The 18,039-nt window shown below is 58.1% G+C and carries 14 protein-coding genes; 4 read left to right on the top strand and 10 right to left on the bottom strand.

The features are described 5' to 3' along the window. Window positions 1–35: 35 nt before the first annotated feature. Window positions 36–1,145 (bottom strand): porin OmpC, encoded by a 1,110-nt coding sequence (locus L362_RS14970; RefSeq protein ID WP_023344209.1) that lies wholly within the window; start codon window positions 1,143–1,145, stop codon window positions 36–38. Window positions 1,146–1,774: 629 nt separating this feature from the next. After that, a complete protein-coding gene (yddG, locus tag L362_RS14975) occupies window positions 1,775–2,653 on the bottom strand; it encodes an aromatic amino acid DMT transporter YddG (RefSeq protein WP_023292335.1) in 879 nt (292 codons plus the stop codon). Window positions 2,654–2,873: 220 nt separating this feature from the next. Here yddG and fdnG point away from each other — a divergent pair, with 220 nt between their 5' ends. Genes fdnG through fdnI form a run of 3 tightly spaced genes read left to right on the top strand, consistent with a single transcriptional unit; the run spans window position 2,874 to window position 7,466 of the window. Continuing rightward, complete coding sequence (gene fdnG / locus L362_RS14985; RefSeq protein WP_155249604.1) at window positions 2,874–5,921, top strand: formate dehydrogenase-N subunit alpha; 3,048 nt, start codon at window positions 2,874–2,876, stop codon at window positions 5,919–5,921. An 11-nt stretch (window positions 5,922–5,932) separates the two neighbouring features. Then, on the top strand, window positions 5,933–6,817 hold the full coding sequence (gene fdxH, locus L362_RS14990; RefSeq protein ID WP_023344207.1) for a formate dehydrogenase subunit beta: 885 nt from the start codon (window positions 5,933–5,935) through the stop codon (window positions 6,815–6,817). Then, window positions 6,810–7,466, top strand: a complete 657-nt coding sequence (gene fdnI, locus L362_RS14995; protein WP_008501728.1) for a formate dehydrogenase-N subunit gamma — start codon at window positions 6,810–6,812, stop codon at window positions 7,464–7,466. Before fdxH ends, fdnI begins: the two co-directional genes overlap by 8 nt. Before the next feature lie 58 nt (window positions 7,467–7,524). Here fdnI and ppk2 read toward each other — a convergent pair whose 3' ends face one another. Next, window positions 7,525–8,343, bottom strand: a complete 819-nt coding sequence (gene ppk2 / locus L362_RS15000; protein WP_023344206.1) for a polyphosphate kinase 2 — start codon at window positions 8,341–8,343, stop codon at window positions 7,525–7,527. Between the two features lie 165 nt (window positions 8,344–8,508). On the opposite strand from ppk2, the gene araJ reads away from it, so the two are divergent. Continuing rightward, a complete protein-coding gene (gene araJ, locus L362_RS15005; RefSeq protein ID WP_023344205.1) occupies window positions 8,509–9,684 on the top strand; it encodes an MFS transporter AraJ in 1,176 nt (391 codons plus the stop codon). A gap of 6 nt (window positions 9,685–9,690) precedes the next feature. Here araJ and L362_RS15010 read toward each other — a convergent pair whose 3' ends face one another. The 7 genes from L362_RS15010 to adhP form a co-directional block, all read right to left on the bottom strand. Beyond that, window positions 9,691–10,782, bottom strand: a complete 1,092-nt coding sequence (locus L362_RS15010; RefSeq protein ID WP_023327543.1) for an alkylhydroperoxidase domain protein — start codon at window positions 10,780–10,782, stop codon at window positions 9,691–9,693. Between the two features lie 10 nt (window positions 10,783–10,792). Further along, complete coding sequence (locus tag L362_RS15015) at window positions 10,793–11,782, bottom strand: putative FMN-dependent luciferase-like monooxygenase (RefSeq protein ID WP_023344204.1); 990 nt, start codon at window positions 11,780–11,782, stop codon at window positions 10,793–10,795. Then, entirely contained in the window at window positions 11,779–13,386 is a 1,608-nt protein-coding gene (locus L362_RS15020; RefSeq protein ID WP_023344203.1) for a dipeptide ABC transporter ATP-binding protein, read from the bottom strand. The genes L362_RS15015 and L362_RS15020 overlap by 4 nt, the downstream gene beginning before the upstream one ends. Then, entirely contained in the window at window positions 13,383–14,234 is an 852-nt protein-coding gene (locus tag L362_RS15025) for an ABC transporter permease (RefSeq protein ID WP_023344202.1), read from the bottom strand. Before L362_RS15025 ends, L362_RS15020 begins: the two co-directional genes overlap by 4 nt. Continuing rightward, window positions 14,231–15,175 carry an ABC transporter permease gene (locus L362_RS15030; protein WP_023344201.1) on the bottom strand — a complete coding sequence of 315 codons (945 nt, stop codon included), beginning with the start codon at window positions 15,173–15,175 and terminating at the stop codon, window positions 14,231–14,233. The genes L362_RS15025 and L362_RS15030 overlap by 4 nt, the downstream gene beginning before the upstream one ends. A 10-nt stretch (window positions 15,176–15,185) precedes the next feature. Then, complete coding sequence (locus L362_RS15035; protein ID WP_023344200.1) at window positions 15,186–16,805, bottom strand: TIGR04028 family ABC transporter substrate-binding protein; 1,620 nt, start codon at window positions 16,803–16,805, stop codon at window positions 15,186–15,188. 149 nt (window positions 16,806–16,954) lie between these two features. Further along, a complete protein-coding gene (gene adhP, locus L362_RS15040; protein ID WP_023327537.1) occupies window positions 16,955–17,965 on the bottom strand; it encodes an alcohol dehydrogenase AdhP in 1,011 nt (336 codons plus the stop codon). Between the last annotated feature and the right edge of the window lie 74 nt (window positions 17,966–18,039).

Below are 18,039 nucleotides of genomic sequence, written 5' to 3'. Positions count from 1 at the left end.
GCCAGCTGTTCAGCTGGCTTTTGGAGAGACAAGATTTAGAACTGGTAGGTCAGACCCAGCGCTACGATGTTGTCGGTACCGATGCCTGCCTGGCGAGTGAACGTGTTGTCATCGAGCAGGTTGATTTTGTAATCCACGTAGGTGGACATGTTTTTGTTAAAATAATAGGTCGTGCCAACATCGATGTATTTCACCAGATCCTGGTCGCCGAAGTTTTCGATGTCTTTGCCTTTAGACTGCAGGTAAGCGATAGACGGACGCAGGCCAAAGTCGAACTGATACTGGGCCACAACTTCGAAGTTTTGCGCCTTATTTGCAAAGCCGTAAATGTCGGTACGCTTGTTGTTAGAGGTACCGAAACGGGTTGCATTGTAGGTCTGAGAGTATTGCGCCGCGAGGTAAATGTTGTTCGCGTCGTATTTCACACCACCGCTGTATACTTCTGCGCGGTCGCCTTCACCGTATACGCCAGCCGCATTCTGGTCAGCGGTACGACGGGAGGAGGACATTGCACCACCTACGCTGAAGCCTTCGCCCAGATCGTAAGTCAGGGATGCGCCATAGCCGTCACCGTTCTGGTTCAGCAGGCTGCGACCGCTGGTGTTTTCACCACTTACGCTGCCGTTTTTACCCTGATACTGCAGAGCAAAGTTCAGGCCGTCAACCAGACCGAAGAAGTCCTGGTTACGGTAGGTTGCCACGCCGTTAGCACGAGACTGCATGAAGTTGTCGGCACCGTAGGTGTCACCGCCGAATTCTGGCAGAACGTCGGTCCAGGAGGTCACGTCGTAAATCACGCCGTAGTTACGACCGTAATCGAATGAACCTGCTTCCGCGAACTTCAGACCTGCAAACGCCACACGAGTCCAGGACTGGTTGTCGCCTTCGTCCTTGTTGCCCTGAATCTGGTATTCCCACTGGCCGTAACCGGACAGCTGATCGTTAACCTGGGTTTCACCCTTGAAGCCGATACGCATGTAGGTTTTATCGCCATCTGCGCCAGCATCATCAGAGAAATAGTGCAGACCTGTCACTTTACCGTACAGATCCAGCTTGTTACCGTCTTTGTTGTAAATTTCGGCAGCGTTAACAACGCCTGCTGCCAGCATGGAAGTGACTGCCACTGCAACTAATTTAAGTTTCATCTTAAATGTTCCTTATAATTTTTTTCGGTATTTCCTGAACCACTTTGAACGATTTCTAAACGAGGCTGTTCGTCAATGGCATGCTATTCTTAAAAATCTCGTAGTCTTATTTCAATAATAAGTTTCAAAATATTAGAGATAATTTCAATTAGTGTGATCTCGATCGTCTGAGAAGGCGATCATTCAAACAATGTGGTTGGAATTTATACGATTAATAGCTATTTAGTCAGTGGGATTATTGCTTTTACTATAATTTCTGATGGTTTTTGTTTATCGCGTTAAATTTCGCAATTTCCGAGGGTTTAATGAGGGTGGTATTGCTACTTTTCTTTAAAAACAATGGGTTGTTTTAATTTTTCAGCGTCTATTCCGCATATTATCATAAAACTGTCAGAGCTGAATTATTGCACGCCATGCTATCCAGGGCGTTAATATTCATCACTCACTAATTGCATTAAGTTGTCAGTTTATGTCAACTCGCTTCAGATGGCTTTACAGAAGGCGTTCAATATAAACCGAACTTAAACAGACGCTCTATTATCATGATAAATATTCTGATGCCTGATCACATTTTAAATTTATGTTAATTATGTTGCCGGGTTGAAATTCCCCCGGCCAGTCGAGCAGCGTTATTTTCGTGTGGCGTACCAGCAGAGCAACGACCCGGCGCAGACCATCAGCGCGCCTTGCCAGAACGAGAATGACAGGGGGGAGCTTAGCACCGCGGCGGCAAGCGCGGCAGAAAGCACGGGGGTAAAATAGGATACGGCAGCCAGAACCGTGACGTTACCGTGCAGGATGCCAATATTCCAGGCGGCGTAACCAAACCCAAGCGCGATACCGCACATAACCAGCTTCACGACTACCGGAAGCGTGAACACCATGTCGGGCTGATCGCTCAGGGCATATTTCACCCACAGACTCAGCGCGGTCAGCAAAACAAACAGGGTGATGCCGTTTTGCCCTTTCGCAAATTTGCTGGTGACGGTGCAATAGGCGGCCCAGATAAAGGCCCCGGCAAACGCCAGCGCATAGCTCAGAGGGCTGGAAACGACATTCCGGGTTATTTCCTCAAGGTGTAATCCTTCTTCGCCGCCCAATACCCAGCACACGCCCAGCAGAGAAATGAGCAAGCCGGGGATCACCCACAGGGTAGACTTTTGCCCGTTGAACAAAATCGCAAATACGATCGTCAGGCTCGGCCAAAGGTAATTGACCATGCCCACTTCAATCGCCTGCGATCGCGTTGCGGCATAGCCCAGCGACAGCGCCAGACATATTTCGTAGCTGACAAATAAAACGCTGCCGGCAATAAGATAGCGGGGAGAAAACCGTCGGATATCAGGAAATCCTACCGTCACCAGACACAGTAATCCGCTGAGGGTGTAAATCATCGCGGCACCGCCAACAGGGCCCAATCCTTCACTCACGCTGCGAATAAGGCCGACCATGGTGCTCCATAACAGTATTGCCGCCAGCCCAATAAGCGTTGCTCTCTTTCTGTCCATTACTCGCCATCACAATAAAAATTAAAGGAAAAATGTATCGCATTACGCCTGTCGCTGTCGTGAATTATTCTCTTAAGCCGTTAATCAAAAAGGGGTAATGAAACGTTGCGGAGGTGACTATTAAGGGGGGGAAGGCTGATGACCTTGATTTGACGCAAAAAAATCAGGGGCTTTGCTGTTAGTTTGCGGCGCGAAGTCTTTTCAGATAACGAGGACAGCAATGGACGTCAGCCGCAGACAATTTTTTAAAATCTGCGCGGGCGGTATGGCCGGAACAACAGCCGCAATGCTGGGATTTGCTCCCAAAATGGCGCTGGCTCAGGCACGCAACTATAAACTGCTGCGCGCCAAAGAGATCCGTAACACCTGCACATACTGCTCCGTGGGTTGTGGGCTTTTAATGTATAGCCTGGGCGATGGCGCGAAGAACGCCAGAGAAGCGATTTATCACATTGAAGGGGATCCGGATCATCCGGTGAGCCGCGGGGCGTTATGCCCGAAAGGGGCGGGGCTGCTGGACTACGTCCACAGCGAAAACCGCCTGCGCTACCCCGAATACCGCGCGCCGGGCTCAGACAAATGGCAGCGTATCTCCTGGGATGAGGCCTTCTCCCGTATTGCGAAATTGATGAAAGCCGACCGCGACGCCAACTTTATTGAAAAGAATGCGCAGGGCGTGACGGTCAACCGCTGGCTTTCCACCGGCATGCTATGCGCCTCGGCAGCCAGTAATGAAACCGGCATGCTGACGCAAAAATTTGTGCGCTCGCTCGGCATGCTGGCGGTAGACAACCAGGCGCGCGTCTGACACGGACCAACGGTAGCAAGTCTTGCTCCAACATTTGGTCGCGGTGCGATGACCAACCACTGGGTTGATATCAAAAACGCGAACGTCGTGGTGGTGATGGGCGGTAACGCCGCTGAAGCCCATCCGGTGGGGTTCCGCTGGGCGATGGAAGCGAAAAACAACAACGATGCGACGCTTATCGTCGTCGATCCGCGCTTTACGCGTACAGCATCGGTGGCCGATATCTATGCGCCGATCCGCTCCGGTACGGACATTACGTTCCTGTCCGGCGTGCTGCTGTACCTGATCGAAAACAACAAAATTAACGCGGACTACGTTAAGCACTACACCAACGCGAACCTGCTGGTGCGGGATGATTTTGCCTTCGAAGACGGGCTGTTTAGCGGCTATGACGCCGAAAAACGCCAGTACGATAAAACGTCCTGGAACTATCAGTTCGATGAAAACGGCTATGCGATGCGCGATGAAACGCTCACGCATCCGCGCTGCGTGTGGAACCTGCTGAAGCAGCACGTCTCCCGCTATACGCCGGACGTCGTGGAGAACATCTGCGGCACGCCGAAAGCGGACTTCCTGAAGGTGTGTGAAGTGCTGGCTTCCACCAGCGCCGCCGACAGAACCACCACGTTCCTGTACGCGCTGGGCTGGACGCAGCACACCGTGGGCGCGCAGAACATCCGTACCATGGCGATGATCCAGCTGCTGCTCGGCAACATGGGCATGGCGGGGGGCGGCGTGAACGCGCTGCGCGGCCACTCAAACATTCAGGGCCTGACCGATCTCGGCCTGCTCTCCACCAGCCTGCCGGGCTACCTGACGCTGCCGTCTGAAAAACAGACGGATTTGCAAAGCTATCTGGCGGCGAACACGCCAAAAGCGACGCTGCCGGATCAGGTGAACTACTGGAGCAACTATCCGAAGTTCTACGTCAGCCTGATGAAATCCTTCTACGGCGATGCGGCGCAGAAAGAGAACGACTGGGGCTTTGAGTGGCTGCCGAAGTGGGATCAGGCTTATGACGTCATCAAGTATTTCAACATGATGGATAAGGGCGACGTCACGGGGTATATCTGCCAGGGCTTCAACCCGGTGGCCTCCTTCCCGGACAAAAACAAAGTCGTTCGCAGCCTGAGCAAGCTGAAGTACATGGTGGTTATCGATCCGCTGGTGACCGAGACCTCCACCTTCTGGCAGAACCACGGGGAATCGAACGATGTCGATCCGGCCTCGATTCAGACCGAAGTGTTCCGCCTGCCGTCCACCTGCTTTGCGGAAGAGGACGGCTCCATTGCCAACTCTGGCCGCTGGCTGCAGTGGCACTGGAAAGGCCAGGACGCCCCGGGCGAAGCGCGAAACGACGGCGAGATCCTGGCCGGGATTTACCACCGCCTGCGCGAAATGTACCGCACTGAAGGCGGCAAAGGCGCTGAGCCGCTGCTGAAGATGAGCTGGCACTACAAGCAGCCGGATCGTCCTGAATCCGAAGAGGTCGCGAAAGAGAACAACGGCGTGGCGCTGGCGGATCTCTACGACGCCAACGGCAACCTGGTGGCGAAGAAAGGCCAGCTGCTGAACAGCTTCGCGCTGCTGCGTGACGACGGTACCACGGCATCATCCTGCTGGATCTACACCGGCAGCTGGACGGAGCAGGGTAACCAGATGGCCAACCGCGACAACGCTGACCCGTCAGGCCTGGGCAACACGCTGGGCTGGGCTTGGGCATGGCCGCTGAACCGTCGCGTGCTCTACAACCGCGCGTCGGCGGATATCAACGGCAAGCCGTGGGATCCGAAGCGCATGCTGATCCAGTGGAACGGGGCGAAATGGACGGGGAACGACATCCCGGACTACAGCACCGCCGCGCCGGGCAGCAACACCGGGCCGTTTATCATGCAGCCGGAAGGGCTGGGGCGCCTGTTTGCCCTCAACAAGCTGGCGGAAGGACCGTTCCCGGAACACTACGAGCCGATGGAAACGCCGCTCGGCACCAACCCGCTGCACCCGAACGTGGTCTCCAGCCCGGTGGTGCGGATCTACGAAGACGACGTGCTGCGCCTGGGCAAAAAGGACAAGTTCCCGTACGTAGGGACGACCTACCGCCTGACCGAGCATTTCCATACCTGGACCAAGCACGCGCGGCTTAACGCCATCGCGCAGCCGGAACAGTTTGTGGAGATAAGCGAAACGCTGGCAAAAGCGAAGGGCATTGCCAACGGCGACCGCGTGAAGGTGAGCAGCAAGCGCGGCTTTATTCGCGCGGTGGCGGTGGTCACCCGTCGTTTGCAAAGTCTGAACGTGCACGGCCAGCAGGTAGAAACTGTCGGTATCCCGCTGCACTGGGGCTTTGAGGGCGTTGCGCAAAAAGGTTACATCGCCAACACCCTGACGCCAAACGTCGGCGATTCCAACTCGCAAACGCCGGAGTATAAAGCGTTTCTGGTCAACATCGAGAAAGCGTAAGGAGCGATTAAATGGCGATGGAAACACAAGACATTATTAAACGCTCCGCGACCAACCCCATAACGCCCGCGCCCCGCGCGCGGGACTACAAGGCAGAGGTCGCCAAGCTTATCGACGTCTCCTCCTGCGTGGGCTGTAAGGCCTGTCAGGTGGCCTGTTCGGAGTGGAACGATATTCGCGACGAGGTGGGGCACTGCGTTGGGGTGTACGACAATCCGGCGGATCTGAGTGCCAAATCCTGGACGGTGATGCGCTTTAGCGAAACCGACCAGAACGGCAAACTGGAGTGGCTCATCCGCAAAGACGGCTGCATGCACTGTGAAGATCCGGGCTGCCTGAAGGCGTGCCCGTCTGCCGGGGCAATTATCCAGTACGCCAACGGGATCGTCGATTTCCAGCAGGACAACTGCATCGGCTGCGGGTACTGCATCGCGGGCTGTCCGTTTAATATCCCGCGCCTCAATAAAGAGGATAACCGGGTATACAAATGCACCCTGTGCGTGGACCGCGTCAGCGTCGGGCAGGAGCCTGCCTGCGTGAAGACCTGTCCAACCGGCGCCATTCACTTCGGCACCAAAAAAGAGATGCTGGAGGTGGCGCAGGAACGCGTCGATAAGCTCAAAGCGCGGGGCTACGACAAAGCGGGCATTTACAACCCGCAGGGCGTGGGCGGCACGCACGTCATGTATGTGCTGCACCATAGCGACCAGCCGGAGCTGTACCACAATCTGCCGAAGGATCCGGCGATCGATACCTCCATCAACCTGTGGAAAGGGGCGCTCAAGCCGCTCTCCGCGGCGGGCTTTATCGCTACCTTTGCCGGGCTGATTTATCACTACATCGGTATCGGGCCAAACAAAGAGGTGGATGACGACGAGGAGGAGCATCATGAGTAAGTCGAAAATGATAGTGCGCACCAAATTTGTCGATCGCGCCTGTCACTGGACGGTAGTGATCTGCTTCTTCCTGGTGGCGGTATCGGGAATTTCGTTCTTCTTCCCGACGCTGCAGTGGCTGACCGAAACCTTCGGTACGCCGCAGATGGGGCGCATTCTGCACCCGTTCTTCGGCGTGCTGATTTTCGTGGTGCTGATGTTTATGTTCGTGCGCTTCGTCCATCACAATATTCCCGACAAGCAGGATATCCCGTGGGTGAAAGGGATCGTTGAAGTCCTGAAGGGTAACGAGCACAAAGTCGCGAAGGTGGGGAAATACAACGCCGGGCAGAAGATGATGTTCTGGACCATCATGAGCATGATTTTTGTGCTGCTGGTGACCGGGGTGATGATCTGGCGTCCGTATTTTGCACACTACTTCCCGATACAGGTGATTCGCTACGCGCTGCTGATCCACGCGACGTCGGCCATCATTCTGATTCACGCCATCCTGATCCATATGTATATGGCGTTCTGGGTGAAAGGATCGATTAAAGGCATGATTGAAGGGAAGGTGAGCCGCCGCTGGGCGCAGAAACACCACCCGCGCTGGTATCGTGACGTGGAGCGACTGGAAGCAAAACAGGAAAGTACGGAAGGGATGAAGTAAAACCTGCGCCGTCGGCTTTGCCCGGCGGCGCTGCGCTTGCGCGGGCCTACTCTTCAAATCAGAACCGCTCTTCCACATACCGGAACGGGTATTTCGTGGGTTTGACCTTGCCGATTTTGCGCTTCGGTAAATCCACCTTGTCGACGTGAATTTCTTTATACGGGATCTGCGAAAGCAGATGCGAAATAATATTCAGGCGCACGCGTTTTTTATCCTCTGAACGCGCCACAAACCACGGCGCCCAGGCGGTATCGGTGGCTTCAAACATGGCGTCGCGCGCAAGGGTATACTCATCCCAGAGGTTAAAGGATTTAATATCCATCGGCGACAGCTTCCAGATCTTACGCCCATCGTTAATACGGTCGCGCAGGCGGCGCTCCTGCTCTTTCGGCGTCACCTCCAGCCAGTACTTCAGCAGGATAATCCCGGCATCGACCATCGCTTTTTCCATGACCGGCGCGCCGCCTAAAAATTTCTCCGCCTGTTCTTCCGTGCAGAACCCCATCACTCGTTCCACGCCCGCGCGGTTATACCAGCTGCGATCGAAGATCACGATTTCACCCGCCGAAGGCAGGTGGGGCACATAGCGCTGGAAGTAGAGCTGGCTTTTTTCTTTTTCCGTTGGGGCAGGGAGCGCAACAACGCGAAACACGCGCGGGCTGACGCGCTCGGTGATCGCTTTAATGGTGCCGCCTTTGCCAGCACCATCGCGTCCTTCAAAAACAATACACACTTTTAACCCTTTGGCGACGACCCACTGCTGGAGCTTAACCAGTTCGACGTGCAGGCGGCGGAGCTCTTTTTCATACTCTTTGGTCTTAAGCGGTGCATTCGATACGACATCAACAGCGACAGGGGTTTTCTTTTTGCTTCCCATGATTGTCATCCTCAGGTTGTCCGGCGTGGAAAAAGCGAGGCCGCACTATGAAGTGTAATCCACCTGAATTAATGGATTAACCTGTCAGCCATCTGATTTGAACTGGCTCACCATACAAGATTATTCAATAATGCCCGCTGCGAGTGATTAACCCGTGGTTGAGGTATGAAAAAGACAATATTTTCGTTGGCGCTTGGCACATTTGGCCTGGGCATGGCTGAATTTGGCATCATGGGCGTGTTAACCGAGCTGGCGCATGACACCGGTATTTCGATTCCCTCCGCCGGGAATATGATCTCGTTTTATGCCTTCGGCGTGGTGATTGGCGCCCCGATTGTGGCGCTCTTCTCCGGCAAGTTCTCGTTAAAAACCACGCTGCTGTTTCTGGTGGCGATGTGCGCTGTTGGCAACGCCCTGTTTACGTTTTCTACGTCTTATTTCTGGCTGGCGCTGGGGCGGCTGATTTCTGGTTTCCCGCACGGCGCGATTTTCGGCGTCGGGGCGATTATTCTGTCTAAAATTGCGCCGCCGGGGAAGGTGACGGTCGCGGTGGCCGGGATGATCGCCGGAATGACCGTCGCCAACCTGGTGGGTGTGCCGCTCGGCACCTGGCTGGGGCACCAGTTCAGCTGGCGTTATACCTTTTTCCTGATAGCCCTGTTCGATGCGCTGGTGATCCTCTCGGTGCTGATCTGGGTGCCGGACATTCATGATAAATCAGAAATTAAACTGACCGAGCAGTTCCAGTTCCTGAAGAAACCGGAGCCCTGGCTGATTTTTGCCGCCACCATGTTTGGTAACGCCGGTGTGTTCGCGTGGTTCAGCTTCGTTAAGCCGTTTATGGTCAACGTTTCTGGCTTTTCCGAAGGCATGATGACGATCATCATGATGCTGATGGGCCTTGGCATGGTGTTGGGCAATCTGTTGAGCGGCAAGCTCTCGGGGCGCTTTAGCCCGCTGCGCATTGCGGCGACTACCGACATGGTGATTGTCGCCTCGCTGCTGCTGCTTTTCGCCCTGGGCGAACTGAAAACGGCCTCGCTGGTGATGGGCTTTATCTGCTGCGCCGGGCTGTTCGCGCTCTCTGCACCGCTGCAAATTTTGCTTCTGCAAAATGCGAAGGGCGGCGAGATGCTGGGGGCGGCCGGAGGGCAGATGGCGTTTAATCTCGGCAGTGCGATCGGGGCGTACTTTGGCGGGATGATGATTACCCTCGGCTTTAGCTGGCGCTACGTCACGCTGCCTGCGGCGTTACTCTCGTTCTCGGCCATGAGTGCATTACTGATCTACGGTTACCTGCGGGCCAGGCAGGCTCAGGCTAACGCTCGCGCGCTAGCCTGATGGAAGTCAGGCAAGCCAGGGCTCGCCCAGGGTCAGCATCAGGCGGTTGGCCCAGGCGAAGAACGCGGCGGACTGCACCAGATCAAGCTGGGCTAAGGTGTCCAGCCCCTCTTTTTCCAGCGCGGCAAGGTGCAGCGGCGTGGCGGCCGGCGGCGTAACCGACAGCGCTGCCGCAAAATTAATCTCCGCCTGCCAGCGCGCAGACTGCCCCTCGCTCAGGGACTGTCCCGGACGCACGGCCAGCAGGGCCTCTACCGCCGCGTCATCCTTAGACAGCTGGCTGGCTTTCCGCGCATGGACAGATGCGCAGTAAATGCAGCCGTTGATTTTACTGGCGACCGTTGCCGCCAGCTCGCGCTCGGCGCGCGGCAACCCCCCCGGCGTATAAAAAATCCCTTTATCCGTTAGCGTGCGCTGTTCAAGCACCGGCAGGTTGCGCCCCAGCAGGCGGAAATAGTCGGAATCGGTGTGGCCAAACTTCGCCAGGATCGCAACCTCGTCATCACGAAAATCCGCCAGCGGTTTGGCGGCGATCCACGGCTCCCAGCCCAGCTCCTGCTGGGTGAAGGCGACGGGAGCCGCCTTTCCGGTGGCCGTGGTGGCGGTCGTGTGCCAGACGCCCGCCGCCACCGGCGCATCGCTTGTGGCGACGGGCCTGTCGTTCAGCAGCCGCAGCCCGGCAATCAGTCGGCTCTGGAAGCTGACAAAGGCGATAAGCTGCGCCAGCGTCACGATGCCTTCCTTGCTCCAACCCGCCTGGGTCAGCGCCCTTAACGATGTCGGCGTGGCTTCGACGGGGGAGAAGGTCAGCAGGCGCGCGAAATTCAGCGCCGGGGTCAGACGGTCTGAGGTCGGGTCTGCCAGGCCAAATCCCGCATAGTGCGCGGCCAGCGCCTCCGCGTTGTGCCACCTGGCAACTTTTGCCGCGACGGCGAAGCGCTCGTCCAGCGCAAAATCGCTATCCTGCTGGGTAAATAAGATTTCGTAGCTGCCCTGGGCGTGGCGCGTGGCGGCGTCCCGCGTGGCGCGCGCCTCTGCCAGAGGGGAACCGGGTTTGATTTCCGCCAGCTCGGCGAGAATGTCGTGACTTAATGACATAGGTGTCTCCTCAAAGGATGTGGGGGGCAATATGTTCGGCGATCAGTTCGATGGAGCGCAGCGTGTCTCGATGGGTGGGCTCGACCGAATGGACCTGGAATGAGATGTCCGTGGCGCGCCGGAGAACGGAATCGGCCTGCAGCGAACGCAGCACCGTCTCGGGCGAACCGATGTGGGCGTCGAACTGGCGACGAAAATCGGTGACGGTGTCACCTTTAACCGCGTGTCCGGCAGCGCGATGCTGCTGGGCCTGTCTGGTGAGACCCGGCGTCGCAACCTTCAGCGCATAGTCATCGCTGTCGGCGACGAATGCCGTACGGGAGGCCAGAATACGCGGTGCGATACCGGCAGGCAGAGCCTCAAGGTAGGCATCCACAATCGGGTTCTGGATCGCGTCGAGCGTGAGATCCAACTGGTCTGCCGGACGCGGCTGCGTGCGGGAGAGCATCAAACCGTGTCCGGCCCGCGCGGCGCGAACGGCGCCGTCGACGGAAAAGGTGGCAATCCAGATCCTGTCAGCCAGCTGTGGCGCTGGCGGGTAGAGGTGGTTATCCGGATGGGTAAGCGAATCCCCGCGCCAGGCGCTCTGGATCACATGTAAATGGTCGGCAAAGGCCGCGCCGCGCTGTTCAAACGTCAGTCCGAACGGCAGGAAAGAGGTCGGCGTGCCGCCCGAACCAAAGCCGACTTCGAGACGTCCATCGGCGAGTAAATCCAGCACCGCCGCATCTTCCGCCACGCGCAGCGGGTTTTCCATCGGAAGGGTGATGATGGCCGTGCCCAGCCGAATGGTTTCGGTATGCGCCGCAACGTGGGCCAGAAACAACAGCGGCGATGGCAGGCCGCCTTCATTCTCATGGAAGTGGTGCTGCGCAATCCAGGCGCTGTCAAAACCGTGGCGTTCAGCGTGGCGGATCTGTTCTGTAGCCAGTCGATAGCGCTCTTTCGGCGTGGCGTCGTCAAGCAGGCGGGTGAAAAATCCCAGGCGTTTTCGCGTCATGCGAACTCCTCCTTAGCGGGTGAAAAATGGGGAATGGCGGCAATCAGCTCGCGGGTATAGTCGTTCTGTGGTGACGTGAATAAGGTCTCGACGTCACCGTGTTCGACCACCTGACCGCTGCGCAGCACCGTGACGCTGTGGGCGATCCGGCGAACGGTAGAGAGATCGTGCGTGATGAACAGGTAGGTTAATCCCAGCTGCTGCTGCAGCTGCTGAAGCAGTGCCAGAATTTGCGCCTGGACGGTGACGTCCAGCGCGGAGGTGGCTTCGTCCAGCACCAGAATGGTCGGTTCCAGGATCAGCGCCCGGGCGATGGCTACGCGCTGGCGCTGTCCGCCTGAAAGCTCCCTTGCGGTGCGGGTCAGGAGTTCGACGGGCAGGGCAACCCGCTGCGCCACGGTTTCCACCCGTACCTTTCGCTCCGCCTTGGCGAGGCGAGAAAAGTTCTTCAGGGGCTCTTCGATGATCTCGAACAGCGTCTGACGCGGGTCGAGAGAGGCGAACGGGTTCTGGTAAACAAACTGGATCTTCTGGCGCAGCTGACGGCGGGCCTCGCGGCTGAGGTCGGTGGCATCAATGTCATCAATAATGACCTGTCCGCTGTCCGCCTGTTCAAAACCCAGCAAAATACGGGCGAGGGTAGTTTTCCCGGAGCCGGATTCACCGACCAGCGCGTGCGTGCTGCCGCGCCTGACGTCAAACGTCACCCGATCCAGCGCCTGCAGCTGATGACCTTTACCCAGCGAGAACCGTTTGCTGATGGCGCGGGCGCGAATGGCCGGTGACGCGAGCGGGAGACCGGCTACCGGGGCGATGGTCAGGCGCTGGCCCTGAAGATCGCTCAGCAGCTGACGGGTGTAGGCGTGCTGCGGCGTGCGGACGATATCGGCGGTGTCGCCGTGCTCCTGAACCTCGCCGTTGCGAAACACCAGCAGCCTGTCCGCGCGCTGGGCGGCCAGGGCCAGATCGTGGGTGACAAACAGAACGGCGGTGCCCGATTCCCGGCGCAGGATATCCAGCAGGTCGAGAATGCGTTTTTGCACCGTCACGTCCAGCGCGCTGGTGGGCTCATCGGCAATGATGACGTCCGGGCTCAGGGCAATGGCGATGGCAATCAGCACGCGCTGTTTCATCCCGCCGGAGAGGTGATGCGGATACTGCGTCATGCGCTGTTCGGGGTGGCTCAGGCCGACCTTTTTCAGCAGGGCGAGCACCTGCTCGTCGCGTTGGGCGTGAGTCACCTTCTGGTGCAGCTGAATAATTTCCCCGACCTGCGCGCCGATCGTCTTTACCGGATTGAGTGAATTACCCGGATCCTGCGGAACCAGGCTGATTCGCGCGCCGCGAAGGGTATCGAGACGCTTCGCTGACCACCGGCTAATCTCCTCGCCGTTGAGCACGATTTTCCCCGCATCCCGACGGGCGTTATCCGCCAGCAGACCGATGATCGCCTGCGCCGTGGTCGTTTTGCCGGAACCGGATTCGCCGACAAAGGCCAGCATTTCCCCCCGCCGAAGGGCGAAGCTGACGTTATGCACCACCTCGCGCCACCGGCGCGCGGTACGGTAGCTGATGGTCAGGTTTTCTACCGAGAGTACGGTCATTTCAGGCCTCCGCTGAACTGTTGGCTGATACGGTTGGTGGCAAGCACGACGGCGATGACGACCACGCCGGGGAAGGTGGTTAACCACCAGGCGGTAGAGAGATAGTTACGCCCTTCGGCGATCAATAAGCCCCATTCCGGTACGGGCGGCGGGGTGCCGTAGCCGAGAAAGCTCAGCGTGGAGAGGGCCAGAATGGCCTGACCAAACTGCAGCGTGGCAAAGGCAAGGACGGCGGTTAAGGCATTGGGCAGGATGTGTCGCCACAGCACCGCCAGGAACGTCCCGCCGCTGCCAAACGCCGCCTCGACATAATCCGTATGGCGGATGCGCACCACTTCACCGCGCGCGAGGCGGGCGAAGCTGGCAATGGAGGCCACGCCGACGGCAATGGCGGCGTTAACGGTGCCAAACCCGAGCAGAATAATGACCGTCAGCGAGAGCAGCAGAGACGGAATGGACAACAGCACGTCGACAAAACGCATCAGGAAAGACTCGACGCGTCCCGCGAACGCCCCGGCGATCACCCCGAGACCGGTGCCCACCACCAGCCCCATCGTGACGGCAGCGAGCGCCGCGCTCAGGGAGTGGGACGCACCGTACACAATACGGGTGTAAACATCGCGGCCAAGCTGATCGGTGCCGAGCCAGTGGCCCGCCTGCGGCGCCAGACGTTGCGCTCCGGCGATGCCCTCAATCGGGCTGTAGTGGGTTAACAGGCCGGGCGCCACGGCGGCAAAAACCGCGAGAATAATCACCGCCCACGCCAGCCACAGTCCCGGCTGCCACGCGACGCCCTGCCAGCCGGGAACGCGTTTTCGCGCCGCAGCAGCGTAATCGACCAGGCTCATGATGCACCTCCGGTAACGGTTTGCAGACGGGGATCCAGCAGCGGCATCAGCAGGTCCACCAGCAGATTGATCAGCACAAAGCCGAGGGCGGAAATCATCACCACCGCCTGAAGCACGGCGATGTCCTGGTTATTTACCGCCTGCTGGGTCAGCTGCCCGAGCCCGCTGCGGCCAAAAACGGTTTCGGTGATTAGCGCTCCGGCAATCAGCTCGCCCAGCAGCAGCCCGGCAATATTGAGTACCGGCAGCAGGGCGTTGCCGGTGAAGTGACGCCACAGGACGGCGGTTTCACTCAGCCCTTTGGCGCGGGCCACGGCGACAAACGGCTGCGTCGCCACCTGGTCCAGGCTGCGCATCAGGATTTGCGCCAGCGGGGCGCAGATCGGGATCGCGACGGTCACGATCGGCAGGATCAGCCCCTGCAGCGGCGTCGGGTTAATCACCGGGATCAGCCGCAGCTGGAAAGAAAAGAGCTGGATGAGGGCAATCCCCAGCCAGAACGTCGGTAAGGAAATAAACAGGACCGGCAGCGACTGGAGGGTATTACTTAGCCAGCGCAGACCCGGCAGACGCGACGCAAAGGCCAGCGCAAACGCCAGCAGGACCGCGAGTAAAAAGGCGGGCAGGGCGAGGCTCAGGGTATCCGGCAGATTGCTGGCAATCAGCTCGCTGACCGGCACGCCTGCCTGTAACGAGTAGCCGAAATCCCCGCGCAGCATCGCCAGCAGCGTGTGGCCGTACTGCTGCCACAGCGGGCTGTCCGCGCCATAGGCCACGCGCATCTCCTCGATTTGCGCCGGGCTTAAGCCCAGGTCCGGGTTCTGAAATTTAATCAGCACCGCGTCGCCCGGCAGCACCTGGAGCAACACGAACGAGAGGGTAAAGGCGGCCCACAGCACCAGCAGCCCGTGCCCAAAGCGTTGAAGAAGTGCGTGGCACATCGTCAGCTCCTCAGTGTTTCTCAAGCCACGCGCCGTAGAACGACGGGCGGCCGACCGCTTCAAAATTCACGCCTTTCAGCCATGGCGCACCGGCAAAGACCTGCGGTTCCTCGAAAATCGGAATGACGTAGGCGTTATCCAGCAGGTAGCGCTGGGTATCGCCGGTCAGCTGCAGGCGTTTTTGCGGATCGACCTCTGAGGAGATATTTACCAGCAGCGCATTCAGCTTGTCGTCACGGAAGCTTTTGACCTTGTCGCTGGAGCCGCCTTTTTGCAGCAGCGCGTCGCGGTTAGCGGGGTAGAACATGCTTTTCACCACGTCAGGATCGGCGCGGCCCACTTCGGAGACGGTTAACGGGGTCTTCAGCGGATCAAGGTTATCCAGCGTGCGGCTGCCTGCGTCACCGGCTTTCACGCTCAGCGCCACGCCCACCTGACGCCACTGCTGGGCAACCAGCTGCAGCACCTCTTTATTTTGCGGCTGCGGCAGGGATTCATATACCGTCAGCGCCAGCCGCTGGCCGTCTTTGGCGCGGATGCCGTCGCTGCCCGCTTTCCAGCCCGCCTCGTCCAGCAGCTGGTTAGCTTTAGCCGGGTCAAAGGTCAATTTGTCGCTGAGATCGACAAAGCCAGCGGCGGAATTGGCAATCACCGACTTCGCCTGCGGATAGTTAGCCGAGAAGAGGGTCTCAACCACCTGTTTTGCATTGGTGGCATGCAGCAGCGCCTGGCGGACGCGAATATCGGAGACCAGCGGGTTATCCGGGCGGAAGCTGATGCTGTCGTTCACCCCGCGCGTTGGGGCAGCGTAGATCTTATAGCCCTGATCGGTCGCCTGCTTTTCGTCATACGCCTGCACCTGGCGAATAAAGTCGGCCTGACCGGCCAGCAGGGCGCCGACGCGCACGCTGTCTTCCTGAGTCACGATAAACTTGATGCCATCAAGATTGGCTGGCCCCTGTTGCGCCAGATTTTTGGGCCCCCACTGGTAGTCCTTTCGCGCTTCCAGCGTCACTTCGCGCCCCAGTTTCTCGTCCTTCACCACAAACGGGCCAGAGCCAATGATATGCCGGGCGTCACCCAGCTCTTCAAAGTTGCGCTTCAGCGTGCTGAGCGAGACCAGACCCGAGCCAATCGTGGCGGTGCCCTGCAGGAATCCCGGCGACGGTTTTTTGAAGTAGAACTTCACGGTCAGCGGGTCGACCACTTCGCTGCGATCGTAGTTATTGATCACTTCTGACACCGGCAGGCGCTGCGCCTTGTTGCCTAAGCCGTAGGTATCAAAGTTTTTTGCTACGGCGTTGGCGTCCAGCGGCGTGCCGTCGGAGAAGGTGATGCCCGGGCGAATTTTGAAGGTGTATTCGGTTTTATCGGCGTTGGTGGTCCAGCTTTCGGCCACCCACGGTTCGACCTGCAGCGTCTTTGGGTTCTGCCAGGTCAGCTTGTCGGTGATTTGGTTCAGGATGCCGCCGTTCGGGTAGAAGCCGCCGGCGGGCGGGTAGAGGTTAGTGTGCGCCTGTTGCTCCAGATAAATCAGCGTACCGCCTTTGACCGGCGCATCGGCGGACCAGGCTGCGGTGGTCGTCAGAATGAGCGCCGTCAGCAGCGGCAGACGAAATGGGGTTTGCATGGTGAATTCCTTTGTTATCTTCTTGTTAGCGTCGGATTCATCATCGGGCGCGGGGGAAAACAAGGGAACAAAGGAATTAAGATAAGGATTGCCGGAAAATGGCTATAAAAAAACCGCCCCGGTAAGGAGCGGCGATGTACGGTGGGTGATTACGAACGCAGGTCAATCACCATACGGCCACGGATCTGGCCCTGTTCCATCTCTTTGAAGATGGCGTTGATGTCCTCGATAGGACGCATCGTCACTTTCGGCACCACTTTGCCCTCGGCCGCAAACTGGAAGGCCTCCTGCAGATCCTGACGGGTGCCAACCAGCGAACCCACCACCTGAATGCCGTCCAGCACCAGGCGCGGAATGTCGAGGCTCATCGCTTCCGGTGGCAGACCAACCGCGACCACGCGGCCACCGGCACGCACGGCATCTACCGCCGAGTTGAAGGCCGCTTTTGCGACGGCAGTGACGACTGCGGCATGCGCGCCGCCGGTTTTTTCCTGCACAATTTTAGCGGCATCTTCGCTGCGGGAGTTGATGGTGAGGTCCGCGCCCATGCTGGCCGCCAGCTTCAGCTGTTCGTCGTTAACGTCAAGGGCGATGACTTTGGCGTTAAAGACGTTTTTGGCGTACTGCAGCGCGAGGTTGCCCAGCCCGCCCAGACCGTAAATCGCAATCCACTGGCCCGGTTTAATACCCGACACCTTCACCGCTTTGTAGGTGGTCACGCCAGCGCAGGTAATGCTGCTGGCCGCCGCCGAATCCAGACCGTCCGGCACTTTTACCGCGTAATCCGCGGTGACGATGCACTCTTCCGCCATGCCGCCGTCGACGGAGTAACCGGCGTTTTTCACGTCACGGCACAGGGTTTCGTTGCCGGAATTACAGTATTCGCAGTGGCCGCAGCCTTCAAAGAACCAGGCCACGCTTGCGCGGTCGCCGACTTTCAGCGACTTCACGCCAGGGCCGACTTCTTTCACGATACCAATTCCTTCATGGCCCAGGATAACCCCGGTCTTGTCGCCAAAATCACCGTTCTTCACATGAAGATCGGTATGGCATACGCCACAGCACTCCATCTTCAGCAGGGCTTCCCCATGCTTAAGCGGGCGTAAGGTTTTTTCGGTGACGCTGACCTGGTGGTCCTGAGTGACAACAGCAGCCTTCATGTGTATCTCCTTGTTCATGATAAGAATCTGCATAGCAGGTGTAATACCCCTTAAGGATTAATACATTAGCCTGG

This window comes from Enterobacter sp. MGH 16 (genome assembly GCF_000493175.1).
Classification (GTDB): Bacteria; Pseudomonadota; Gammaproteobacteria; order Enterobacterales; family Enterobacteriaceae; genus Enterobacter; species Enterobacter roggenkampii.
The sequence above is the reverse complement of the archived record's forward strand: the minus strand, read 5'-3'. Positions and strand labels throughout refer to the sequence as shown.